The organism is Balneola sp. EhC07 (assembly GCF_001650905.1).
GTDB lineage: Bacteria > Bacteroidota > Rhodothermia > Balneolales > Balneolaceae > Balneola.
In genome coordinates, this window is sequence record NZ_LXYG01000017.1 from 371,520 (window position 1) to 396,684 (window position 25,165).

The 25,165-nt window shown below is 40.3% G+C and carries 24 protein-coding genes; 16 read left to right on the forward strand and 8 right to left on the reverse strand.

What is annotated here, in order from left to right; all coding sequences use genetic code 11:
- Window positions 1-22: 22 nt before the first annotated feature.
- Window positions 23-2,356, forward strand: a complete 2,334-nt coding sequence (locus A8B79_RS10895; RefSeq protein WP_082894154.1) for a CotH kinase family protein — start codon at window positions 23-25, stop codon at window positions 2,354-2,356.
- 7 nt (window positions 2,357-2,363) lie between these two features.
- Window positions 2,364-2,738: a hypothetical protein gene (locus A8B79_RS10900; protein ID WP_066222311.1), complete on the forward strand. Its 375-nt coding sequence runs from the start codon at window positions 2,364-2,366 to the stop codon at window positions 2,736-2,738.
- Window positions 2,739-2,756: 18 nt separating this feature from the next.
- Here A8B79_RS10900 and bshA read toward each other — a convergent pair whose 3' ends face one another.
- Complete coding sequence (bshA, locus tag A8B79_RS10905) at window positions 2,757-3,899, reverse strand: N-acetyl-alpha-D-glucosaminyl L-malate synthase BshA (RefSeq protein ID WP_066222314.1); 1,143 nt, start codon at window positions 3,897-3,899, stop codon at window positions 2,757-2,759.
- Window positions 3,900-4,056: 157 nt separating this feature from the next.
- Between bshA and A8B79_RS10910 the strand changes: the two genes are divergently transcribed.
- Genes A8B79_RS10910 through A8B79_RS10935 form a run of 6 tightly spaced genes read left to right on the forward strand, consistent with a single transcriptional unit; the run spans window position 4,057 to window position 9,869 of the window.
- Entirely contained in the window at window positions 4,057-4,815 is a 759-nt protein-coding gene (locus tag A8B79_RS10910; RefSeq protein ID WP_066222318.1) for a YebC/PmpR family DNA-binding transcriptional regulator, read from the forward strand.
- A gap of 5 nt (window positions 4,816-4,820) precedes the next feature.
- A complete protein-coding gene (locus A8B79_RS10915; protein ID WP_066222321.1) occupies window positions 4,821-5,453 on the forward strand; it encodes a tetratricopeptide repeat protein in 633 nt (210 codons plus the stop codon).
- Between the two features lie 2 nt (window positions 5,454-5,455).
- The gene (locus tag A8B79_RS16175) at window positions 5,456-5,989 is read left to right on the forward strand and encodes a hypothetical protein (protein WP_066222324.1); all 534 of its coding nucleotides are present in this window, start codon (window positions 5,456-5,458) and stop codon (window positions 5,987-5,989) included.
- The gene (locus A8B79_RS10925; protein ID WP_066222330.1) at window positions 5,973-7,727 is read left to right on the forward strand and encodes a BatD family protein; all 1,755 of its coding nucleotides are present in this window, start codon (window positions 5,973-5,975) and stop codon (window positions 7,725-7,727) included. The genes A8B79_RS16175 and A8B79_RS10925 overlap by 17 nt, the downstream gene beginning before the upstream one ends.
- Window positions 7,724-8,488: an SH3-like domain-containing protein gene (locus A8B79_RS10930; protein ID WP_066222333.1), complete on the forward strand. Its 765-nt coding sequence runs from the start codon at window positions 7,724-7,726 to the stop codon at window positions 8,486-8,488. The genes A8B79_RS10925 and A8B79_RS10930 overlap by 4 nt, the downstream gene beginning before the upstream one ends.
- Window positions 8,489-8,501: 13 nt before the next feature.
- On the forward strand, window positions 8,502-9,869 hold the full coding sequence (locus A8B79_RS10935) for a dipeptidase (RefSeq protein WP_066222336.1): 1,368 nt from the start codon (window positions 8,502-8,504) through the stop codon (window positions 9,867-9,869).
- Between the two features lie 463 nt (window positions 9,870-10,332).
- Here the strand turns inward: A8B79_RS10935 and A8B79_RS10940 are convergent, their stop codons facing one another.
- Entirely contained in the window at window positions 10,333-10,761 is a 429-nt protein-coding gene (locus A8B79_RS10940) for a hypothetical protein (protein WP_066222338.1), read from the reverse strand.
- Window positions 10,762-11,878: 1,117 nt separating this feature from the next.
- On the opposite strand from A8B79_RS10940, the gene A8B79_RS10945 reads away from it, so the two are divergent.
- The 8 genes from A8B79_RS10945 to argH all read left to right on the forward strand — a co-directional run bounded on the left by A8B79_RS10945 (window position 11,879) and on the right by argH (window position 20,097).
- Entirely contained in the window at window positions 11,879-12,520 is a 642-nt protein-coding gene (locus tag A8B79_RS10945; RefSeq protein WP_066222340.1) for a GNAT family N-acetyltransferase, read from the forward strand.
- A gap of 97 nt (window positions 12,521-12,617) precedes the next feature.
- Entirely contained in the window at window positions 12,618-13,814 is a 1,197-nt protein-coding gene (gene argG, locus A8B79_RS10950; RefSeq protein ID WP_066222342.1) for an argininosuccinate synthase, read from the forward strand.
- Window positions 13,807-14,772 carry an N-acetyl-gamma-glutamyl-phosphate reductase gene (argC, locus tag A8B79_RS10955; RefSeq protein ID WP_066222344.1) on the forward strand — a complete coding sequence of 322 codons (966 nt, stop codon included), beginning with the start codon at window positions 13,807-13,809 and terminating at the stop codon, window positions 14,770-14,772. Before argG ends, argC begins: the two co-directional genes overlap by 8 nt.
- Window positions 14,772-15,899 (forward strand): aspartate aminotransferase family protein, encoded by a 1,128-nt coding sequence (locus A8B79_RS10960; RefSeq protein ID WP_066222348.1) that lies wholly within the window; start codon window positions 14,772-14,774, stop codon window positions 15,897-15,899. The genes argC and A8B79_RS10960 overlap by 1 nt, the downstream gene beginning before the upstream one ends.
- Entirely contained in the window at window positions 15,896-16,843 is a 948-nt protein-coding gene (locus A8B79_RS10965; protein WP_066222350.1) for an N-acetylornithine carbamoyltransferase, read from the forward strand. Before A8B79_RS10960 ends, A8B79_RS10965 begins: the two co-directional genes overlap by 4 nt.
- Complete coding sequence (gene argB, locus A8B79_RS10970) at window positions 16,836-17,597, forward strand: acetylglutamate kinase (RefSeq protein ID WP_066222353.1); 762 nt, start codon at window positions 16,836-16,838, stop codon at window positions 17,595-17,597. The genes A8B79_RS10965 and argB overlap by 8 nt, the downstream gene beginning before the upstream one ends.
- A 68-nt stretch (window positions 17,598-17,665) precedes the next feature.
- Complete coding sequence (locus A8B79_RS10975; RefSeq protein WP_066222356.1) at window positions 17,666-18,721, forward strand: M20 family metallo-hydrolase; 1,056 nt, start codon at window positions 17,666-17,668, stop codon at window positions 18,719-18,721.
- 77 nt (window positions 18,722-18,798) lie between these two features.
- Window positions 18,799-20,097: an argininosuccinate lyase gene (gene argH, locus A8B79_RS10980; protein ID WP_066222359.1), complete on the forward strand. Its 1,299-nt coding sequence runs from the start codon at window positions 18,799-18,801 to the stop codon at window positions 20,095-20,097.
- A 573-nt stretch (window positions 20,098-20,670) separates the two neighbouring features.
- Here argH and A8B79_RS16340 read toward each other — a convergent pair.
- From A8B79_RS16340 to A8B79_RS11010, 6 genes are all read right to left on the reverse strand, one after another.
- Window positions 20,671-20,796, reverse strand: a complete 126-nt coding sequence (locus tag A8B79_RS16340) for a hypothetical protein (RefSeq protein WP_268872940.1) — start codon at window positions 20,794-20,796, stop codon at window positions 20,671-20,673.
- Window positions 20,797-20,967: 171 nt separating this feature from the next.
- Window positions 20,968-21,204 carry an RNA recognition motif domain-containing protein gene (locus A8B79_RS10990; protein ID WP_066222365.1) on the reverse strand — a complete coding sequence of 79 codons (237 nt, stop codon included), beginning with the start codon at window positions 21,202-21,204 and terminating at the stop codon, window positions 20,968-20,970.
- Window positions 21,205-21,521: 317 nt separating this feature from the next.
- The gene (locus A8B79_RS10995) at window positions 21,522-22,100 is read right to left on the reverse strand and encodes a hypothetical protein (RefSeq protein WP_066222369.1); all 579 of its coding nucleotides are present in this window, start codon (window positions 22,098-22,100) and stop codon (window positions 21,522-21,524) included.
- A gap of 116 nt (window positions 22,101-22,216) precedes the next feature.
- Complete coding sequence (locus A8B79_RS11000; protein WP_066222372.1) at window positions 22,217-22,681, reverse strand: hypothetical protein; 465 nt, start codon at window positions 22,679-22,681, stop codon at window positions 22,217-22,219.
- A 78-nt stretch (window positions 22,682-22,759) separates the two neighbouring features.
- Window positions 22,760-23,152 (reverse strand): DUF4345 family protein, encoded by a 393-nt coding sequence (locus tag A8B79_RS11005; protein ID WP_066222375.1) that lies wholly within the window; start codon window positions 23,150-23,152, stop codon window positions 22,760-22,762.
- A 13-nt stretch (window positions 23,153-23,165) separates the two neighbouring features.
- On the reverse strand, window positions 23,166-24,641 hold the full coding sequence (locus A8B79_RS11010; RefSeq protein WP_066222377.1) for a potassium/proton antiporter: 1,476 nt from the start codon (window positions 24,639-24,641) through the stop codon (window positions 23,166-23,168).
- Between the last annotated feature and the right edge of the window lie 524 nt (window positions 24,642-25,165).

The window sequence follows — 25,165 nt, forward strand, 5'->3', positions numbered from 1 at the left end:
CCTTTTTTATGCAATACATTTTATGAAACAGCTACTGACAGTTCTAAGTTTTTCTATTTTATGTTCAACGGCATTATTGAGCCAATCGGGTTCTAAATGGCTTTTTGATGATTCAACCTTGCCGGAAGTAAGAATTACTATCGATTCGAATTATCTCGATGAAATTTTAGATGATGAAAACCAGCAAAGTGATCATGAATTCCATGCGATGTTCAGCATTACTAAAAATGGAGTTACAGAAACAGTTGACAGTGTAGGTTTCAGGTTGAGAGGGAACACGTCAAGAGCATCCGAGAAAAAATCATTCAAAGTTTCATTTGATACATTTATCGATGGAAGAGAATATCGTGGTTTAGATAAAATGAATCTGAACGGTGAGCACAACGACCCAACGATAATGAGAGCCAAATTAAGTTGGGATATTTTTGAGAAGATGGGCGTCAAAGCTCCCAGGTCTAATCATGTTTCGTTATTTATAAATGATGTTTTTTATGGATTATATTTGAATGTAGAACACATCGATAATGAATTTCTGAAAAAAGAATTTGATGGTGACTCCGGCAACTTATATAAGTGCCTTTATCCGGCAGATCTTAGCTATCGGGGACCCAATTCAGATGATTATAGTGGTTACGAAGAATACGGAAGAAGGCCTTATGATCTCAAAACTAATGAAACCGAAAATGATTATTCCGGATTGGCTTCATTTATTGAATTCTTAAACAATTCAAGTGATCAGGTTTTTGAAGAACAGATCCATGACTATTTGGACGTGGATGCGACACTGAGATGGATGGCAATTGATGTACTAACAGGTAATTGGGATAACTACCGGTACAACAAGAATAATTTTTATTTATACAACGACCCGGTAAAGAATAGTTTTACTGTAATTCCATATGATTATGATAATACATTAGGGATTGATTTTATAAATAGAGATTGGGCAACCAGAAACTTATATACTTGGGACAGAACAGGGGAGCCAAGACCCCTCACCAAAAGATTGCTGGAAGTTCAGAAGTTTAAGGATTGGTACAGCTACTATCTTAACGAAACCATAGAAACTGTTTTTAATCAAGATAGTTTATTTCCTGAAATCGATCGTTTAAAGGCTATGGTTCAGACATCAGCTGAATCAGATACTTTCAGAGTGAAAGACTGGCCAGCTTTAGATTTTGAGGATTATGACAAATCTTTTACTCAAGCTCTAGGCGGACATGTTCCATATGGATTGAAGCCATTTATAACTCAACGAACAAATTCAGCGCTCAGTCAACTCGAACTAAATAATATATATCCGATTATACACACCACTTCTTCAAAGCTTCTTACTGATAATGGGAGTAAAACAATTGTTGTTGAAGCTGAAGTAAATGATGACGACCTGAATGTTGTGAGTGCCAAATTGGATATTTTAGAATTTTTAAATCCGTTTGAACTTAAAGATGATGGAGAAGGATTTGATGAAACAGCAGGAGACGGGATTTTTACAGGCGCAAAGGATATTGGAACATACTCAGATGATGTGAACTTTTTTGTATTGGCTCAGGATCAGGAGGGGAAATCAAGTCGGTATCCACAAAATCCTGCAAAAAATTTAGTACAGGAAAATTCTGATGTCACCGCTGAACTTGTTATCAATGAGTTAATGGCAAGCAACAGTTCAACCATTCAGGATGAAAGCGGTTCATATCCGGATTGGGTTGAAATTTATAATACGACCGATACTGAAATTTCAATGAGCGGATATTTTCTTACGGATGACTTGTCGAATCCTGATAAGTGGGCATTCCCGGATACAACGATTCCTGGGAAAGGATTTTTATTGATTTGGACAGATGATGACGAAAAAGAAGGTCCAATGCATGCCTCATTTAACCTGAGTAAAGCAGGAGAAGATGCCGGCCTATACAAACAAAATGGAAGTGATTTTGAAGCAGTGAATACACTTACATTTGGTGCACAAACAACAGATGTTTCATATGGGAGAGATAAGGACGGTAGTACAGAGTTTGTGTTCATCGATAATCCAACTCCGGGAGAATCAAACGGTATGCCGGTAAGCAATGAAGAACTTGGCTCAACCCCAAAAACAGTTCAATTGTATCAAAATTACCCGAATCCATTTAACCCAAGCACAACAATTTCTTTCGAGCTGGATAAGCAGGATAAAGTGAAACTGGAAATTTTCAATATTACGGGACAGTTAGTAGAGACTATTCAAAATGAGGTGTTTAGTGCCGGGAAGCATTCAGTAAAATTTCGTGCTGATAATCTTTCAAGCGGAGTTTATTTTTACAGACTTAGAACTTCCGCCTCAACACAGACAAAGAAATTTACTTTAATCAAGTAGTTTAGATATGAAGCCATTTAATATAGAAATCACAAGTATTGAAAAAGGGCCTGAAGAGCTGGAACTTCAGCTACCAATAAAAGCCAAAGCTATAAAAGAGCTTCCGGGAAAAGACAGGCCAGATTACATTCTTGCTTCGTTGGAATCTTCAATTCTATGGGTAAACAAAGAGAAAGGAATTAACAAAGAAATTGATTTTGTAGTGCTTTGCGCAAAATTTAAAGGGCAAAGTATAAATAGTGACATGAAAGGTATGACTGTTGCTGTCGCATATGTAATCGACAACTCAATAGAACAAGATGTGATGTTGAATTTTAGGAAATGTAAATATGTAGCAGTTGCAAAGGCTACAGCAACAAGTAAATGGAATATATTCAATTAAGATCTAAATAAGCTTTTTTCAGCTAACACTTAGTAACTCACTTCTTACCACTTTGTAATAATCTTCATACTGATTAACAACGAGGTCCTGATTAAACAATTCCGCTCGTTTCCGCGCATTTTTGCTCATTCGGTCATGAAGTTCCGGATTTGTAAGTATCTCTACAGCATTATCTGCCATACAATCGATATCGTCAAGATCACAAAGAAACCCGGTTTCGCCCTGAATATTAACCTCAGGTAATCCACCAATGTTAGAACTAATCACGGGAACGGAACAACTCATTGCTTCTAAAGCAGCCAAGCCAAAAGTTTCTGAACCTGAAGGAATCAAAAACAGATCAGCAATTGAAAGTACTTCTTCTACCTGATCCAGTTTCCCCAGGAATCGTACATGATCACAAATTCCGAGATCACGACATTGCTGCTCTGTCCGTTGACGGTCGGGCCCGTCGCCTACAAGTAAAAGTTTAGCTTCGATTCCGTGTTTCAGGATCCGATCAAAAACAGTTACAACCTCAGGTACTCGCTTTACTTTCCTAAAGTTAGACACGTGCACCACAACTTTTTCTCCATCAGGACAAATAGCTCTTTTAAAATGACTCTTATTCGATTTCTGAAATCTTTCCAGATCAATAAAGTTCGGAATAACTTTAATGTCATTTTTTATATCAAAACGTTCGCAAGTTTCACGTCTCAGATAGTCAGAAACAGCGGTAACTCCATCACTCTTGTTAATCGAGAATTCCACTACATGCTTATAGCTCGGGTCGCTACCTACTAAAGTTATATCTGTACCGTGTAAAGTTGTAACAACCGGAACATGAATTCCTTTTTCAGCCATTATTTGTTTAGCAAGGTAAGCACTTGTTGCATGCGGAAGCGCATAATGAACGTGAAGAAGATCAAGATTCTCATACTCGATCAGATTGACCATTTGTGAAGCTAATGCCAGCGCATAAGGAGGATATTCGAACAAAGGATACGCATTAATAGCCACCTCATGATAAAAAATATTGGAATCCAGCGTTTCTAATCTGGCTGGTTTAGCATAACTCAGCATATGGATCATATGACCTTTTGAGGCTAATACTTTCGCAAGCTCTGTTGCAACCACTCCACTCCCACCAAACGTGGGGTAACAAACAATTCCAATATTCATGTATAATCTTATCTTTTTTTAAAGTTACTCAATCTTCTTCTGTTTCAGAATTTCTAACACAACCTTTAACAGTTTGGTTTCATAAAAAATTTACGATGGCTATGTACTATTATGTATATTTACAACCCTGAATCAGCAACTTAATTGTAGTAATCTAATGGCAGGACATTCTAAATGGGCGAATATTCGCCATAAGAAGGCGAAGGAAGACTCCAAGAGGTCAAAAGTATTTACAAAAGTGATCAAAGAATTAACTGTAGCGGCGCGTGAAGGCGGTGGTGATCCTACGGGTAACCCTCGTTTATCGTTAGCGATTGATAATGCGAAAGCTGTAAATCTTCCAAAAGACAATATGGAACGCGCAATTAAGCGCGGAACCGGAGAGGGAGATGACGCTGCTACTTATGAGGAAGTTACTTTTGAAGGTTACGGTCCGGGAGGTATTGCTTATTTTGTTGAAGTAACCACCGATAATAACACACGTTCGGTTGCTGATATTCGACATATTTTCACAAAACATGGTGGAAACATGGGAACCAATGGATCGGTAAGTTTTTTGTTTGAGCAAAAAGGGATGATCCGTGTAGCTGCAGAGGGTAAAGACGAAGAAGAATTTATGCTGGAAGCTATTGAAGCCGGCGCAGATGATATACAATCAGAAGATGATTTATTCGTTGTGTACACGACTCGTGAAGATCTTTTTAATGCGCGAAAAGCATTGGAAGAAGGAGGGAATAAGATCGAGTCTGCAGAGTTGATCCGTGAAGCTACAACAGAAACAAAAGTTGACGCGGATACGGCTCTTTCAAATTTGAAAATGATGGACAAGTTTGAAGACAATGATGATGTAACCAATGTATTTACCAATATGTTGATGGATGAGGAAACACTGCAGGTAGCGGAAGAAATGGGATAGGCCTAATGAAAACCTTGTTTTACATATTGATCGGATTTCTTTTTGTGGCTTCGGGCGATGGAAGAGAAGCTAATAAGGCATACAATGAAGGAAACTATGTTTTAGCAGATTCTTTATTCCGATTAGCTTTGGAAGAGGATCCCGAGAATTCTAAGCTGTATTTCAATCTTGGAAATGCACTGGCAAAGCAGGGTAAAGTAGAAGATGCCATCGAAGCTTATCTGAACTCACAGGAATACGCTGAATCAGCCGAAGATAAAGCACTGGCTCAATACAACATTGGAACTATATTGGCTAAAAACGAAGACTGGAAACCTGCCGCGCATCATTTCAGAAACTCTTTAAAGCTGAATCCGGGAGATCATGAAGCGAAACATAATTACGAACTAGCAGCTATAAAAGCGTCAGAAGAAGAGAATGAGCAAAATCAGGATCAACAAAACCAGGATCAGGAAAAAGAACCTCCTACTGAATATGCCAAGGCGATGAAAAAACGGGCAGAGCAGTTGGTGGCAGAGCAAAGATATCAGGAAGCATTTAACTTGATGGAAAGTGCCGCCGCAAACGACAAGACGGTTCAGCCTAATTACAATGATTTTATGGAACGAATTAAGACCGTAAGCACTATAGATAATTAATCATGAAATACTTTTTAAGCATTTTATTAATGGCTTTGATCGCTGTGACTGTTCAGGCTCAGGATGCAGACAGTTTCTTTCACAGAGGGGCGAATTCGTACATTAATTCGCAACTGAATCAGGCCATTCAGATCGTTGATGAAGGACTATTTCAGCACCCGAATGATGCTAAGCTGAATGCACTGAAGCAAAAACTGGAAGAAGAGAAAGAAAAACAGCAACAGCAGCAACAAAATCAGCAAAACCAAAATCAGGAGCAGGAACAACAAGAGCAAGATCAGCAGGAACAAAACCAGGATCAGCAACAGGAGAATCAAGAGCAAAACGAAGAAGAGCAGCAGGAACAGGAGCAAGGTGAAGGAAGTGAAGAAAATGAACCTAAACCTGAAGAAGGAAAGGAAATTGATTCCAAAGAAATAAGTAAAGAAGATGCTGAAAAGATCCTGAAAGCTCTGGCTCAGAAAGAAAAAGAATTGTTGAAAGACTTCAAGAAAAAGAAATCAAAAGACAGCGCTACGCATGATAAAGATTGGTAATAAGCCAGTACTACTTTTTGTCTTGTTAATTTCAGGAATTGCCAACCAGTTTTTATTGGCACAGGATGTGAGTGTACAGGCAACCCTCACAGAAACCAATATTTTCGAAGGAGAATCGGTTCAACTTGATATCGCAATTTCAGGAACCTCTCTTAATTCCCTGGAACGACCGGAGATCCCATCCATTTCCGGATTAAGATATTTGCCGAACAGGACTATTTCAGGAAGCAACTACACTTATGTAAATGGTAAACCATCGCTGACACAAAGCTACGGTTTTCAGTTCATTGCTCAATCGCCCGGAAGTTATACTGTTCCTTCGATCAAGGTGAAGGTTAACGGGAAAGAATTTGCAACAAAGCCGATTGCGTTCAAAGTATTAGACCCCAAAACCATCGACAACGGAAATGCTGAAAGAGCTCCTGATATTTATGTGAGATTAGAACCAACTACTCAAAATCCGGTCGTAGGTCAGCAGGTGGTAGCTGATATCGTATTATATTTTAAAAGCGAAGTAGAAGTATCTAATTACAACACGGTTCCGGGATGGAAAGCTGAAGGTTTCTGGAAAGAGGAATTGAACAACCCAACACAAGCCAGAACAACTTCAGTAATTATAAACGGAATTCGATATAAAAGAGCCCGGCTGTTACAGTATGCCCTTTTTCCCACTAAAGCAGGAGAGTTGACCTTAAGTCCGTACAGCTTAACGGTAAGGGTTCGTAACAGTAGAAGAACTGCGCGAGATCCTTTCAATTTTAGTTTTGGACAAGAAAACAAAGAATTAAAAACTCTTCCGGTTACTTTGGATGTGGGACGACCACCGGCCATTGAAAATGCTGAATATATAGGAGCAGTTGGTGATTTTGAGATCAAAAGGACGATAAAACCTAGTTCTGCTTATGTGGGCGAAAGTGTGGAAATAGTAACTGAGATCACCGGCTCAGGAAACCTTCCACTTCTTAACAAACCCGAGTACGATTTTCCGGAGTCTTTAGAATTATATAATCCGCAGGAAAACACAAGTATTACTCGGGACAACAGATTGATTGCGGGCTCTAAAACGTTTACTGATATTATCATCGCTCGTAATGACGGAACGTATTCAATCCCGGAAAAAAGGATAGCAACTTTTAATCCTGATAAAAACAGCTACGAATATTTTACGCTTTCAGAAATAAAATTCAGAGCGGATATAGATCCCAATGCTGCGGTAACCTCTTTGGAAGATATGCGCCTGGATATTGAACCGGTTACAGGATTAGCACAGTGGAAACAGAAAACAGGGACACCTTTGACCGAAAGAAACTCAACATGGGTGATGCTGTTTACTCCCTTTTTGCTTTTTATAGGAGCATACGGGTATAAGAATTATTACGATAAATTGAATAATGATGCCGGTTTTGCAAGATCCACAAAGGCCAAAGATAAAGCGATGGATATTTTGGACAACGCAAAAACCACAGAAGACATTAAAGAGGGATACCATAAAATTCAAAAAGCTCTTTCGCAGTTTATAGCTGACAAACTGAATCTTCCGATAGCAGGAGTTTCGGGGCAGAGTCTAATCACAGAGATCCAAAAGAAGGGCGCAGATAAATCTGTAATAACGGAAGCGAAGAGAGTTTTTGATAAATGCGAAACCATAGCTTATGCACCAAATATTTCACAGGAAGGATTAGAAGATGATGTGGAAAAAACCAAACAACTGATCAAAGTTTTGGGGAAGGTTCTGTGAAAAAAGTATTGGCACTATCAATTCTTTTCTGTTTTACCGGAGTATTATTTGGACAATCTTCACCTCAACTTAATTTTGATGAAGCCAATAATTTGCTGGAAGAAGGCAACTACAGAGAAGCTTTAAAAAAGTATCGACAAATTGAAGGGAATAACTTTATTTCCGGAGAACTGTTTTTAAATATGGGCATCGCTTCTGTTCAAATCGATTCTTTAGGGCTAGCAAAGTTCTACTTTTTGCAGGCCTCAAAATTTGAGTCAACGCAACAAAGTGCAGATCAGGCGCTGGATTTTGTGAACTCACAATTCAGCAGACAGTCTGCAAAGCTTCCAAAATTGCCGTGGGACAGAGCCGTAGATCATTTCAAAGTAACTCCGGGTACGTTCGGACTGTTTGTGATCGGTTATTGTTTTGTTTGTCTGGCTTTACTGCTGATCATAGCAGGGTGGTTTAATCTGATAAAGCTTCCAAAGCAAAAGAATATTATCATCAGTTGTTTAACCATTGCTGTACTGATCATCTCACTGTCATATTATGTGGATTATGTAGACCAAAGATATGACGAAGCTGTTTTGATCATGGATGAATCCAGTGTATCTGTTTCTCCATCTGAAAATTCAGAATTAGTGAGTATGGCGTACGAAGGATATGATCTGACCATTGACCGGAAAAAAAGTGCAATACAAGAAAACTGGTATTACATTAGATTAGGAAACGGACAATTCGGCTGGATAGAAGCCAAAGGAATCAAAATTTTATAATTCAAAAAAACTCATGAGTAAATCACAAGAGTACATCGATCAAAACATCAGGAAATTTGAAGAAGAACTGTTTGACCTGCTTCGCATTCCCAGTGTGAGTACAGATTCTTCCAAAAAACCGGCGATCAAAGAAGCGGCGAATTTTCTGTTGAATCAGTTTGAGTCTTTTGATCTTGAAAGAGTAGAATTATTTGAAACTCCGGGAAATCCAATTGTATACGCTGAGCATTGTCCGCATGATGACAAGCCAACCGTTTTAGTGTACGGGCATTATGATGTGCAACCATCCGATCCCGATGAATTATGGGAATCTCCTGCTTTTGAACCGGTAGTAAAAGATGGAAATGTATACGCTCGTGGAGCGAGTGATGATAAAGGTCAGTCGTATACACACGTAAAAGCGATCGAGTCTTTCAGAAAAACTGGGCAGGAAATTCCGGTAAATGTGAAATTTATTCTGGAAGGAGAAGAAGAAATCGGTTCTCCGAATTTAGTTCCGTTTATCACTGATCACAAAGACATGCTTGAATGTGATATGGTGTTGATATCAGATACTTCCATGTTCGGAAAAGATATGCCATCCATCACATACGGATTACGCGGATTGGCGTATATGGAAGTAGAAGTAGTAGGACCAAACCGGGATCTGCACTCCGGTGTATACGGCGGTGCGGTTGAAAATCCATTGAATGTTCTGTGTGAGATGATCGCCAAATTGAAAGATGAAGACGGAAGAATTCAGATTCCGGGCTTTTATGACAAAGTGGTCGATCTTACAGAAGCAGAAAGAGAAGCATCTGCGGCACTTCCTTTTGATGAAGAAGCGTATAAAAAGTCACTCGATATTGACGCCGTTCATGGTGAAAAAGGATACACCACTCACGAAAGAGCTTCGGCGAGACCAACTCTCGATGTTAACGGAATCTGGGGCGGATACACCGGCGAAGGTGCTAAAACCGTGCTTCCATCCAAGGCGAATGCAAAGATCAGTATGCGTTTGGTGCCGGATCAGCATCCTAAAGAAATTGCAGAGCTATTCACAGAATATTTTAATTCCATCGCTCCGGATACGGTGAAAGTAAAAGTAACGGATCATCATGGTGGACACCCATCGGTAACCGACCTTTCTTTTTACGGATTGAAAGCGGCTGCTCAGGCTTTTGAAGATGTGTTCGAAAAAGAAGTACTGTTTTCCCGTGAAGGCGGTTCCATTCCGATCGTTGCTGATTTCAAAAAAGTACTTGGTGTGGAATCTATACTGATGGGTTTTGGAATTACGAGCGATGCCATCCATTCCCCAAATGAAAAATTCTCACTTCAGGATTTCCATAGAGGAATTAAAACGTCAGCGAGGTTTTTGGAGATCTTAGCAGAGGCTTAGAATATTGAACAAGGAATGTTCAATGCTGAACTAGTTGCTTTTTGATAATCTTGTCATCCTGAACGTGACTGCCGATAGGCAGGCTTGATTCAGGATCTGCGTAAGGCACATTTGTTGACCCGAGCAGTTACAGATTCTGAGTCAAGCTCAGAATGACGATGAGCTTAATGTATCATCCTGAGGATACTTCCGAAGGATCTGCACAGTTGGGTAATTGCGAAAATTCAGAAATAGGCTTAGGAGTGGAGTAAGATTCGCGCACCAACTCTTCCAGAGTTGAATATGGTGATTAATCATTAACTTGGGCGTTTATAACTCTGGAAGAGTTAAAAGGTCCGTTTGGTTTTACCTCTCATACCGATTGTACAGTTCGGAATGCAGATTGGAAACGCTGCTTCGGGAAGCCAAAAGGCTCGGGATAAGAATTCGATTCAGAGTTAAGGGTCAGCGGGTACCGCTACTTCTATTTGCTGTAGCAAACTCCTTCAAAAATAACTTGGTTGGGATTTATAGAGCAATCAGTTATCTCATCAAACCAGAACTTGAAATGGTTTGGCTTATTATTCTCAATCAGTTTTTCCAATAGTTCTCGAACAAGATAATCACCGAAGGTTAGTTTAGTAAGTGCCTTATTCTCCAAAACCAGATTAATATCAGGATATCCTGCTCGGCCTAATTCATCTTGAGGTTCATCATAGCGATCGTCATCATCTTTAGATTCCGATACCCACTGTTTGTATTCTGAGCTCATGAGTTCAATAATTTTAGATTTCGGAATTTCACAAGTAAAGGAATGTTTGTTCATGTGACTTTTTGAAGAACTTAAACCCATTGGCGGAATCACGAAAGTATTCGCATTGATATTTTTACCATCTACAGAGATATTAACCATATTGATATTGGAGGCTCTTCTTAAAGTTAATTTGTTAGCAGTTTAGTAAAGTTAGTTCAGGGATGGAAATCTGAATTAACAAAAAAGTATTTCTCCGCAATGTTAGGGAGGGAACAAGGGTGGGTCCGGGAAGGATAAGAATTGTTTGAACCACAGAGAACACAAAGGGGTTGGAGAGTGAACAAGGTTGGGTGAAAGAATGGATGCGAAGATTCTAAATCTCCCTTCGAAGGGAGACCGATCGAACACTTGTGTGAGATCAGAGGGATGTTGTGCAGTTTCTAAGCTATTAAACCGCACAACATCCTCCGTCCGCCAGTCGGCGGACACCTCCTTCAAAGGAGGATTTTTTCTTTTTCAATCGAGATCTCGGGCATTCGCCGCGAGATGATCGTATCCTTTAATAATTTCAGTTTCTCGAACAACTTCCAACTTACATCGACCTTTAGAATTATTCGCCCCAATAATTCTTGTCGGGAGTTTTTGGTACTGGAGCCTGTGCTGAGGAAGCTCAGTATCGGTCCAAAAGTACACATGATCAAGTAAATGTACTCACAATACATAAGTAAAGACCTCCTCTGTCTCCTCCTACAACAGGAGGAGGACTCGTTGATAAAAGTTAGAATCAACTTTGGAATTCCCCTCCTTATTCAAGGAGGGGCGAACTACTCAGAACCAAAGAATCTGTTTCGTAGCCGGGGAGGTCCGTTTCCAACGCATAGCATCGAGACCAGATAAAAAGACTTAGCTTAGCACAAGGATATCTACTTTTGTCTTGATATCCGTTCGAAGGGCGGACACCTCCTTCAAAGGAGTATTTTTTCTATTCCAATCAAGATATCGGGCATTCGCCTGTCTTTGTCGGTAGACAAGTTGCGAGACGACAGTTTTTAATTAAATTTCAAATCGCCTATTGCATTGGAGTGTTCAATTCCCCATTTTACAAGCCATGCAAAAATCTCTTGCACATAGAATTGACAGACGATCTGTACGGCGCATTCCGCGGCGGCGGTAACGCATAGTGGTATGTCGTGTTTTCTACGATTACCATCTCATCTGAATTAATAAAAGCAGTTCAATTCTAATTTTTCCTTCGGGATTTCCATCTTTTACTCACATGTCGGTTTCTATCTATTTCGGTTCATCCAAGCACGCAGTTTATGCGGAAGAGATCTGTGCACTTATTGAAAAAGCAGCTCAACAGCGCGGAACAGGTATTGCAAAACGTGATCCCAATTACATCAAAACTAAATTTGATAATGAAAATGCAGTTATAGCCTTAGATGGGGATAAACTGGTCGGGTTTTGCTACATAGAGATCTGGGAAAATAAAAAGTATGTGGCGAATTCGGGACTGATCGTTCATCCTGATTACAGAGGGCTTGGATTGGCAAAAAAGATCAAAGGAAAAGCATTTGAGTTGTCAAAGAAGAAATACCCAACTGCGAAGTTGTTCGGGATCACGACTAGCTTGCCGGTTATGAAGATCAATTCGGATCTTGGTTATAAGCCGGTAACATTTTCAGAACTCACTCAGGATGAAACGTTCTGGAGAGGTTGTCAAAGCTGTCCGAATTACGACATCCTCTCCAGAAATGATCGTAAGAATTGTTTATGCACAGGAATGCTGTACGATCCTAAGCATCCGAATAACAAACCAAAAGAAGAACGCGAAGCAAACATCAGAAAATTTTACCGTTGGGTGCAGATGAAGACCGCTTCTGTTCAAAAACTCATTAAACCGTTGAAGGTCTTTTAAATTTATAGCTATTAAGCAGGGAGGCAGATCCTGAAACAATACTGAATCAAGTTCAGCACGTGGTTCAGGATGACCTTTCAAGTAAAAGGAAATAATCATGAAGAAAAATAAAAAAGTAGTACTAGCATTCAGTGGTGGTTTAGACACCAGTTATTGTGCCATCCATCTTGCAAAAGAAAAGGGATACGAAGTGTTTACCGCCGCTGTAAACACCGGTGGATTTGATGAAGCAGAACAAAAAGCACTGGCACAGAAAGCTGCTGATCTGGGTATCGAAGATCACGTCTGCATTGATGTTGAGCAGGAATTCTATCAGAAAGGAATTAAATATCTGTTATTCGGAAATGTGTTAAAGAACCATACTTATCCGCTTTCAGTTAGTGCAGAGCGTGTTTTTCAAGCGGTGGCTATAGCAGAATACGCCAAGAAGATCGGCGCTGACGCCATCGCACACGGAAGCACGGGAGCTGGAAATGATCAGGTTCGTTTCGATCTGATCTTTAATGTGCTTGCTCCGGAGATGGAGATCATCACGCCCATCAGAGACATGAAATTGAGTCGTGAAGAAGAAGTGGAATTCCTGAAAAGTCACGGAGTGGAAAAAGAATGGGCGAAAGCGAAATATTCCATCAACAAAGGATTGTGGGGAACGAGTGTGGGCGGTGCTGAAACACTCACTTCTCATCAAACACTGCCGGAAGAAGCGTGGCCAACAAAAGTTTCTGAAAGCGATGAATTAACAGTGGAAGTCGGATTTGAAAATGGAGAACCAACTTCAATTAACGGTGAGAAGTTAACTCCTGTTCAGGTGATCAAAAAATTTCAGGAAATTGCGCAACCTTATGGAATTGGCAGAGACATTCATGTAGGTGATACCATCATCGGAATAAAAGGCCGAGTTGGATTTGAAGCAGCAGCGCCCATGATATTGATCAAAGCGCATCAATTGCTGGAAAAACATGTGTTGGGAAAATGGCAGTTGTACTGGAAAGATCAGTTGGGCGAATGGTATGGAATGTTGATGCACGAAGGACAATTTCTGGATCCGGTTATGAGAGATATCGAAGCTTTTCTGGAAAATACTCAGCAAAAAGTGACCGGAAAGGTGTTTGTGAAATTAGAACCTAAGCAATTCGAACTGATCGGCATTGAATCTGAATTTGATCTGATGCAATCAAAACATGGTCAGTACGGGGAGATGAATCAGGGCTGGAGTGGCGAAGATGTAAAAGGCTTTACGAAGATCTTGGCAAACGCAACGCTCATTCAACAATCGGTACAGAACAATGATTAAAGTTGGAATAATTGGCGGAGCAGGATATACAGCCGGTGAGTTGATCAGAATTTTGATCAATCACTCTAAAGTGGAACTGAATTCTGTTGTCAGTAAAAGTCACTCGGGACAAAAAATCCATGAGGCGCATCCGGACCTGATCGGTGAGATCGATCTGGTATTTGATGAGCAGTTAGATCAGGATGTGGATGTTGTTTTTCTTTGCTCAGGTCATGGGAAATCGAAAGGAATTATAGATTCAGGAGTAATTCCTGAAAAGGCAAAGATCATTGACCTGAGTTCAGATTTTCGTTTGAAATCCGAAGGAAATGAATTTATCTATGGCTTGCCTGAGTTGAACAGAGATCTGATCAAAAAAGCAGAAAAAGTAGCTAACCCGGGATGCTTTTCAACTTGTATTCAGTTGTGCCTGTTACCTCTGGCTGCTGCTAATTTGTTGAACAATGATATTCATGTGTCAGCGATGACGGGCAGTACCGGAGCGGGGCAAAACCCAACATCAACTACCCATTTTAGTTGGAGAAGTAATAATGCTTCAGTGTATAAAGCATTTACTCATCAGCATCTTGGCGAGATCACACAAAGTGTAACTCAGCTTAATAATGATTTTGATAGCACTATTAATTTCATTCCGTTTCGCGGGGCTTTTACCAGAGGAATATTAGCAGCCTGTTATCTGAAAACAGAGTTGTCCCTTAAAGAAGCCGTTGTGTTGTTCAAAGATTATTACAGTGGTCATCCATTTGTTCATATTTCAGAAAAAGCAGTGGATGTAAAACAAGTTGTGAATTCTAACAAGAGCGTCATTCATCTTCAGAAAGAGGGAGATCAATTACTAATAACGGGAGTTATAGACAACTTAGTAAAAGGTGCCTCAGGACAAGCAGTTCAGAATATGAATCTGATGTTTGGTCTGGAAGAAACTACCGGATTGAAATTGAAAGGGAGCACATTCTGATGGATTTATTACCTGTTTATCCCTTGTTTGATGTGGAGCCCGTGAAAGCTAAAGGGAATTATGTTTTCACGGAAGACGGAACCAAATATTTAGATATGTATGGTGGTCATGCCGTTATTTCTATCGGACATTCACATCCGCATTATGTGAAACGCATCACTGAGCAAATAAACAAGATCGGTTTTTATTCAAATTCTGTTCCCATCGGAATTCAGAAAGAGCTAGCAAAGAAGCTGGGAGAACTTTCCGGATACGCAGACTGGAATTTATTTCTGTGCAATTCAGGGGCAGAAGCCAACGAGAATGCACTGAAAATGGCATCTGCACACAATGGAAGAAAGAAAATTCTGGTTTTCGAAAAAGGATTTCATGGTAGAACTTCGCTTGCTGTTGCTGCTACCGACAATCCTAAGATCTTGTTTCCTGTAAATGAAGGAGCAGAAATTGTTCGACTAAAATTGGAAGATTTTGAGGGTGTTGAAGAAGCTTTAAAACAAGAAGATGTATGTGCGGTTTTGATCGAGGGCATTCAAGGGATCAGTGGCATTCATGCACCCACTCCTGAATTCCTGAAGCATGTCAGAAGGCTGTGTGATCAAACAAATACGGTTCTCATTCTGGATGAGATACAATCGGGGTTTGGAAGAACGGGTAAGTTCTTTGCGCATCAACATTCGGGAGTTGAGCCGGATATTATCAGCATGGCAAAAGGAATGGGCAATGGGTTTCCTGTTGGAGGAATTATCACGCATCCAAAGTTCGAGGCTACATTCGGAATGCTGGGAACAACATTCGGTGGAAATCATTTGGCCTGTGCAGCTTCTTTGGCGGTGCTGGAAGTGATGGAAAAGGAAAACCTGATTAAGCACGCAGAAGAAATGGGTGAATACCTGATGGAAGAATTGAAGCAGTTCCCGAAGGTAAAAGAAGTTCGTGGTGCAGGATTGATGATAGGAGTGGAATTCGAATTTGAGATCGCTGAAATGAGAAAGGCATTATTATATAAACATCACATTTTTACCGGCTCCTCATCAAATAAAAATACCTTGCGGTTATTGCCGGCTTTGGGAATTGGAAAAAGAGAAACGGTGGATTTTTTAAAAGCTATAAAGGAAGAATTATCATGAAACAGTTTTTCTCAATTGATGATGTAGACGATCTGAAAAGTCTGATCCAAGAAGGATTGGAAGTAAAGAAAAACCCATTTAAAGAGAAGGGAAGCATCCGAAATAAGTCGATCTGCTTGTTGTTTCTAAATCCAAGTTTGCGAACCAGGTTGAGTTCCCAAAGAGCGGCTCAGAATCTGGGTGTGGATGTAACTGTTTTTGATGTGGGCGCAGGCGGTTGGCAACTGGAGTTCGCTGACGGAGCTGTCATGAATGGAAACAAAGCGGAGCACGTCAAAGAAGCAGCACAAGTGATCGGTTCTTACTTTGATCTGGTGGCGATCCGTGCTTTTGCAAAATTGGAAGATCGCGAATCTGATTATTCAGAACAGGTTTTGAGTCAGTTTCTTAAACATTGTCCGGTGCCGGTGGTAAATCTGGAGTCTTCTACCAGACATCCTTTGCAAGCTTTTGCGGATCTGATCACTATTGAAACTCATAAGAAGATAGAGAAACCAAAAGTAGTACTGACTTGGGCGCCTCATCCGAGAGCACTTCCTCAGGCGGTGGCGAATTCGTTTTCGTTGTGGACTCAAAAAGCGGAGTATGATCTTACGATCACTCATCCCGAAGGCTACGAATTAGCTCCTGAATTTTCAGGGAATGCGCATATCGAATACGATCAGGAAAAAGCATTTGAAGGCGCTGATTTCATCTATGCAAAAAACTGGAGTAGTTATTCGGATTATGGAAAAATACTATCTGAAGATAAAAACTGGATGGTTGATGAGGCCAAAATGAATCTCACGAATGACGCTAAATTCATGCACTGTTTGCCCGTTCGCAGAAATGTGGTTGTGAGCGATGCAGTAATTGACAGCGCGAATTCACTGGTAATCGAAGAAGCAACCAACAGAATTGTTTCGGCTCAAACTATATTCAATAAAATTCTGAAAAATGAGTGAAATAAAAGTCATAAAGATCGGTGGTAAAGTCATTGATGACGAGGCAAAGCTGGATCAGTTTCTGAAGGATTTTGCACAAATTGAAGAAAAGAAAATTCTGGTTCATGGCGGTGGGAAAATAGCTTCCGATGTAGCAGAAAAGCTGGGACTGAAATCCAAAATGATCAATGGCAGAAGAATAACCGATTCCGATATGATCGATGTGGTGACCATGGTTTACGGCGGATTGGTGAATAAAAAGATCGTGGCAAAACTTCAGGCGTTGGGTTGTAACGCAATTGGTCTTTCCGGCGCTGATATGAACCTGATTCAATCGAAAAAAAGAGATCCGGAACCTATCAATTTTGGTTTTGTGGGGGATATCGAACAAGTAGACGCGACGGTTTTAAACAGCTTATTGAGCGAAGGAATTACACCAGTAATTGCACCTCTGACACACGACGGCAATGGACAGCTGTTGAATACAAACGCAGATAATATCGCGGGATTTATTACTTCAGGCTTGGCAGAGTATGGAGATGTTGCAATGGATCTGTGTTTTGATCTCGAGGGCGTTATGAATGGCGAGAAATTGATCACCGAAATGAATTTATTGTTATATCGCCATCTGGAAGGAAATGGAATCATAAAAGAAGGAATGATCCCTAAACTGGATCTGGGTTTTAAAGCACTGAATGCAGGAGCTAAAAAAGTCAGAATTATAGGATTTGATGTGTTTAAAGATGAAGAAAAAGGAACGAGGTTGGTTAGGTGAAAGGTGAAAGGTGAAAGGTGAAAGGTGAAAGCCACCTTATTTACTTATCTACTTATGAACATAGTATTATGAAAAAACTACAACAAAACGCCATAGAATTACTAAAGCAACTGATATCCATTCAATCTTATAGTGGGGAGGAGGATAAAACTGCGGATATGATTGAAGAGTATTTAAAGGCGCAGGGTTTTGATGCTCAGAGAAAGAAGAACAATGTTTGGGCGTGGGCAGGAGAAAGAGATGCATCAAAGCCGACGATTCTTCTGAATTCTCATCACGATACAGTGAAAACTTCTTCCAAATGGAGTTACGATCCATTCAGCCCAACTATTGAAGAGGGAAAATTGATCGGGTTGGGAAGTAACGACGCCGGCGGTCCATTGATTAGTTTGTTGCATACTTTTATTCATTTGGCAGGTACTGATCAAAACTACAATCTGGTTTTTCTAGCCTCTGCTGAAGAAGAAACTTCAGGCAAACAAGGCGTTCCAATTGTGTTAGAAGAATTGGGGAAGATCGATCTTGGAGTGGTGGGCGAACCGACATCTATGGACATGGCAATTGCTGAGCGAGGGTTGATCGTTCTGGATTGTGTAGCTCACGGGAAAAGCGGTCATGCTGCAAGAAGTGAAGGAGAAAACGCTCTTTATAAGGCGATGAAGGACATCGAGTGGTTCAGAAATTATGAATTTGAAAAGAGATCGGAAGTACTAGGGAAAGTGAATATGACGGTGACACAGATCTCAGCCGGATCTCAGCACAATGTGGTGCCCGATGTATGTAAGTTCGTTGTTGATGTCCGCCCGAATGAGCATTACACTAACAAAGAAGTTGTTGAGCTCATTAAGGAAAATGTGAACTGTGAAGTAAATCCAAGATCGCTGAACCTAAACGCATCCGGTATTTCTGAGAATCATGCTGTGGTTATGAAAGGCAAAGTGCTTGGAATAAAAACCTATGGTTCGCAAACTATGTCGGATCAGGTTCACATGCCGTTTCCTTGTATTAAAATGGGACCGGGAGACACGCATCGCTCACATACCGCCGATGAATATATTTACCTGAGCGAGATCGAAGAAGGTATCGAAACTTATATTGAGTTATTAAATAATTTGGAATTATAGGAAAGGAAAAGTCCCCTCTTGAGAGGGGATTCAGGTGTGTGTGTAAATAGACACACTCAGAAATAAAGGAAGTTATTATGGCAAAAAAACTTTGGGAAAAGGGAATTAAAACGGATCAATTCATTGAAGAGTTTACCGTTGGGAAAGACCGTGAACTGGATCTTGAACTGGCAAAACATGATGTGCGCGGAACCATTGCTCATATCACTATGCTGGAATCCGTAGGCTTATTGGAGAAATCTGAGCTAGAGATTCTGATCAGAGAACTGGAGAATATTCAGGAGCAGATCATTGCAAAAGGAAAGTTTCAGATCGAAGACGGGGTGGAAGATGTGCATTCCCAGATCGAATTGATGTTGACCAAAGAACTGGGTGATGTAGGTAAAAAAATCCATTCCGGCCGATCCAGAAATGATCAGGTGTTAGTTGATATTCGTTTATTCCTGAGAGAACAATTAGAGGAAATACGATCACTCACCAATGACTTATTTTCTGCACTTATCGATAAGGCAGACATGCACAAAGATGTATTGATGCCGGGATATACACATACTCAGGCGGCAATGCCGAGTAGTTTCGGATTGTGGTTTTCCGCTTACGCAGAGAGTTTAGTTGATGACGTGGAGATATTGAATGGTGCATATAAAGTTGTGAACAGAAATCCGTTGGGATCAGCGGCGGGTTATGGTTCCAGCTTTCCGCTTAATCGACAAATGACTTCTGACCTACTTGGATTTGAAAGTATGGTCTACAATTCAGTATATGCCCAAATGGGAAGGGGAAAAACAGAACAGGTTGTTGCTTCAGTGCTGGCAAATCTGGCTTCAACCTTGAACAAGCTAGCCGCTGATGTGTGCCTGTACAACAGTCAGAATTTTCAATTCTTGAAATTACCTGATGAGCTTACAACGGGTTCCAGTATTATGCCCCACAAGAAAAATCCGGATGTATTTGAATTGCTTCGCGCTAAAACCAATGTGCTGATGGCGCTTCCAAATCAGATCATGATAACCTTAAGCAATCTCACTTCCGGGTATCACAGAGATTTTCAGCTGTTGAAGGAATTGTTATTCCCGGCCATCAAAGAAATGAAAAGCTGTCTGAAAATCGTTTCTTATTCTGTGTCAAAAATTGAACCGGTTAAGGACATTTTGGATGATCCAAAATATAAACTCATCTTTTCTGTAGAGGCTGTTAATGAATTAGTGGTAAAAGGAATTCCTTTTCGCGAAGCCTATCAGCAAGTTGCAAAACAGATCGAAGACGAAAGTTTTGTACCTCCAAAAGAACTGAATCACACGCACGAAGGCAGTATCGGAAATTTGATGTTAGAGGAAATTCAGGAGAGGATGGAGAGGGTGTTGAATATCGAATAATGAATGTTCAATATTGATTGAAGGTAATGGTTTTTAAAAAAGTCATTCTGAGGGAACAAGGGAGGGTTAGCAATGGCTGGGAATTGTTTTAACCACAGAGAACACAAAGGGTTTTTGGGATGGGACTTTAATAATGATTTCTTAGCTGGTTTAAGAGTCTCCCTACCTAATGTTAGGAAGAGAACAAGGGTGGGGCAGGTAATTGATGCAAAAGTTCTAAATCTCCTTTTGAAGGGAGACCGATCGAACACTTGTGTGAGATCAGAGGGATGTTGTGCAGCTTTCGAACTAGTAAACCGTACACATCCTCCGCCCGCCATTCGGCGGACACCTCCTTCAAAGGAGGATTTTTTCTATTCCAAGCTTCTGCTTAGAATCTCAATATTAAAATTTTAAACCATGGACTTGGTCATTCTTGCGAAGGCAGGAATCCGGATCGTTATTAAGGCTATACCCTTTTATTCCAATCCAGATCTCGGGCATTCGCCGCGAGATGACCGTATCCTTTAATAATTTCTTATGGGTGAGATATATTCCGTGCACCAACTCTTCCAGAGTTGAATATGATTACGACTAATAAATTTGTACACATATAACTCTGGAAGAGTTATAGATCAGTTTTGCTCTCATTCCTTTCTGTACTTTTGTACCGACAAAAGTACCAAAAACTCCCGGCGGAGATGCTTCCGGGCAGATCATCTACGAACCTCTGAATAAAACCAAATGCTCGCTTTGCGAACAGGTTTTATTCGTTGAGGTTCTGTTATGATGATCAGCTGTTCCTTCACCATCTCAATGCCGGATTTTTGAAAGAGCTACAAAACGAGAAAAAATGGAGTGTCATCAGATACTTCCGAAGGATTTGTAGGCTTAATCCGCTTGTTTAACTCTTATAGGGTGATTCACAAACTTCTTACCGTTCAGTTGTTTTATTGCTGTTTTAGCTTCTTCTGAGTTCGGCATTTCAACAAAACCAAAGCCCTTTGATTTTCGCGTGCTTTTATCCAGAACCAAGTCACAGCTTTCAACCACACCATATTTTTCGAAAAGTTCTTGGACTTCTTTTTCTGTAATGCTTCGTGTAAGGTTTCGGACTAGTATTTTCATGAATATATGATATTAGAATTCTGCTCATCCACATAATAGCGGTAATGGTAAGCGCTCTGTAAAGGTCAGGCTTATTATCGGGATTCCCTAACTTCAAAGGAGGATTTTCTCCTAGACGATTACACGCTCCTGTGCCAACTCTTCCAGAGTTGAATATGATAATTACTCATAAATTGGGGCATTTAAACTCTGGAAGAGTTAAAAGATCTGCTATTCCTTCACCATCTCGAAGCCGCATTTCTGAAAGAGTTATTTTTACCATTTCCGAATAATACATGTAAGGAAGTAATCCCGTTGAAGAGGGCTACAAGTCTTTATTACCAAACGAGAATACCGGTATCGATAATGCTTACAAGCCACCCGATCAAACCAATTGTAAAGATTATAGCTACAAGAGTATTCAGGAACTTGGTGTCTTTAAATACAGATATAGTAAAAAAAATCAGCCACACACTTAGTGTTCCAAATTGTCCAATATCTAACGGGATACCGGTTTCGAAATGTTCCAGAACGCCATCCGCAGCGTCTACAAAAACATAAATAATCCCAAGGATAAAGAAGCGTTTTCTATTAGATGTGAAATGTTCCCGGAAGTCTACCACTTCTTCTCCCTGAACGGGAAACAAGAGTCCACTCATCAGATAAGTTACGATTGCATAAGCTAGCAGATTGATAAAATGGAACATTCGGAAGTCTTCTATGGGAGAGAGCGCAAAGCTGCTTATCCAAATCAAAACTACTGCAAATAACATATTGAAAGTCCATAGTAAATGAACCCAATACACTTTTGATTGCTTTCGGGTATCCAGTATTAAAGATAATCCGCTCAATAAATGAACTACTGCCAATCCAAGAATGATGGAAATGAAAACAGATATGTGCCCGAAAATTGTCATATGAAGTAGCTAGTTAAAGAAAGAAGCTAGTGATTCTACATAGAAATCAAAATAAGTTCGTCATCCTTACCTCGATTCAGGATTTGTGGAAGTATCAATTTAGATTCAATTATTTACTATAGATCTGAAGATTTTACTGCTTCTCCTTGTTCAACTACGGATGCGCCGCAACACTTCAATAACCAACGCAAGCTATCAAAGCCGGAGATGGGAAATCCGACAACTAATATGTAAACATATAAGGTGTTTTCATCAGCAACCTGAGCAGACCACCAAAACCAATCACGTCCTTCACCAAACCATCGAACATTCTGAATGCCATCAAGTAGTCTGTCATCATTGTTATCAGGCAATACATTGTTTGTAAACCAGGACTCCAGCATCTCATAGCTTTCTGTTGTCAACCAGTCTTCCTTACCTTCGCAAACACTATTTACTGAAAGGATCACAGTAAGGGCTTCAATTGCTTTTTCCAGAACTTTGGATGCGTTGTTATTGCAACCAACTTCAACTCGCATTAAGGTAGTATCACTACTTTTATCACTCCCAAACAAGAGCCGTTTTAATTCATCATGTGCCATTAGTATCAACTATAAAGTTTAATTTCCAGCCGTTCTAGAGAATACCATTCAGCTGTTTTTGTTATATGCGGAATAGAATTAGTTCTTTTTTGCACGCGCCATCCAAATGGCAATAAATGCCCATGCAATCTCTAATGCAGTAACAATTGGTTGACTGGGATCTTCAAAACCGAATCGTATAATTCCAAAAAGACGAGCCACACCGGCTGTCAGAAATACAAAGAATAGCATCATTAATGCATAATGTACTCTGCTTTTATCTGCCGCAGACCACATTAAGAAAATAGCCATTCCTAATTCTAGTCCACCATAAAAAGCAGTTATTTCTACTAAAGTGTTTGGACTATAGTGCGTAAAGCCAACTAAGTCACCTAAAAGCTCAGGTGTAACCAGGAAAGCAAAAGCATAAACGGCAAGTATCAGCGCACTGATACGCACAAAAATGACAGATTTTTTTTCTAAGTTTTTCATAGAATGAAGAAAGTTAATTTTTAGAATGTAAAGATTTCTCTCCTTTTAAAATTCCTCTGATTTCAGTCATTAACTGTTTTTTAGCGAGTATCAAAAGTTTATCGTTAGATCTCATTTCAGTAGTACCCCTGGGGACGATGAATTTCCCTTCACGGTTTATGATCACGATCAATGCTTTGTCAGGGAAATTCAGATCAACTACACTTTTGCCAACTACAGGATCCTTGCTTTCGATCATGATTTCCTTTAGTGCACTTTTGGTATCAATGGAAGGTTCAAACTCGATCGGGAATTTTGTTTTTGGCGGAATGGGAGAATCAACTCGGAGGCGACGAGCAACCCATGGGATAGTCGGTCCCTGAATGATCACCGATGTTACAACTACAAAAAAGACAATACTGAAGATCATCTCCGCATTTTCTACTCCGGCAACCAATGGGAAGGTCGCCATAATAATAGGAACGGCGCCCCGGAGGCCTGTCCATGAAACCATTAGCTTACTTCGGGCATTGAATCTGGAAAACATCAACGACATAAAAACGCTGATTGGTCGTGCGAGCAGGATCAAAACGAGTGCAATTAATAAACCCTGAATAGAAATGGCAATGATCTGTTTCGGAAATACTAGAAGCCCAAGACTCAGGAACATGGCAATTTGCATAAGCCAGCCCACACCATCAAAAAAGCTGATCAAACTGCGACGATGAATAAAATTTGAATTACCAAGCACTAGACCGGCAAGGTAAACGGCCAGAAATCCACTGCCTCCTAAAAGATCCGTTGTAGCGTAGATCAATGGAACAAATGACAAAGTTAGTACAGGATACAGTCCATCATATTCCAAATTGATCCGGTTGGTAACCCATGTAATTGTTTTTCCGAACAAGTATCCTGCAGCCAATCCAATAGCTATCTGTCGCAGAAAAAGGAATACTAAAGATAATCCGCTAAACTCAGGCAATGTGAGTAGTTGGATGATGCCGATAGTTAGAAATATAGCTACGGGATCATTAGTGCCGGATTCGAATTCCATTAATTCCTTCAGACGATATTTAAATCCCATCGCTTTGGAACGGAGAACCGAAAATACAGCAGCGGCATCTGTTGATGATACAATGGCTCCTAATAAAATCCCTTCAAGCAAGCTAAAGCCAAGTAACCAATATGCGAACGCGCCTACAACAAGGGCACTTATTAAAACACCGAGGGTGGAAAGCGCAATGCCGGGAGAAATGATAGGACCTACTTTTTTCCATTGTGTATCAAGTCCACCGGAAAAAAGAATATAGATAAGCGCGATGATACCAAGTGATTGTGCCAGCTGATAGTCATCAAAATACACCCAGTTTAATCCATCAGAGCCGAAAATCATGCCTACACCCAAAAAAATAAGCAAAGCCGGAACGCCGTACCGACTTGCCAGCTTACTTGAAAAGATGCTGATCAAGAGCAAAGCTGCAGCTGTTAACATGTAGACGGATATGGTCATAAACTTCTTTTAAGAATTGAAACAGATGTGTGCATTTTGACCTCAAAATGCATTTATGAAAGAACTTAAAATAGAGAAAAAAATGCTAGGGTATGGAATTGTGAAATTTTAGTCGGAGCGTGTTTCCCGACGAACCCATCCCTGTCCCTTCCCTTCTTCGAGGGAAGAGGACTTCGATAATAACTTCTTAACTGGTTTAAGAGTCTCTCTCCCTAAAGTTAGGGAGAGAACAAGAGTGGGTCAGTAGATTGATGCGAAAATTCTAAATCTCCCTTCGAAGGGAGACCGATCGAACACTTGTGTGAGATCAGAGGGATGTTGTACAGTTTACAAGCTCAGAAGCTGCACAACATCCTCCGTCCGCAGGCGGACACCTCCTTCAAAGGAGGATTTTCTCATAAATGAGTACATGTTCCGTGCACCAACTCTTCCAGAGTTGAATAGGGTGATTACTCATAAATTGGGGCGTTTATAACTCTGGAAGAGTTAAAAGATCGATTTGGGTTTCCTCTTGTTCTGAAATC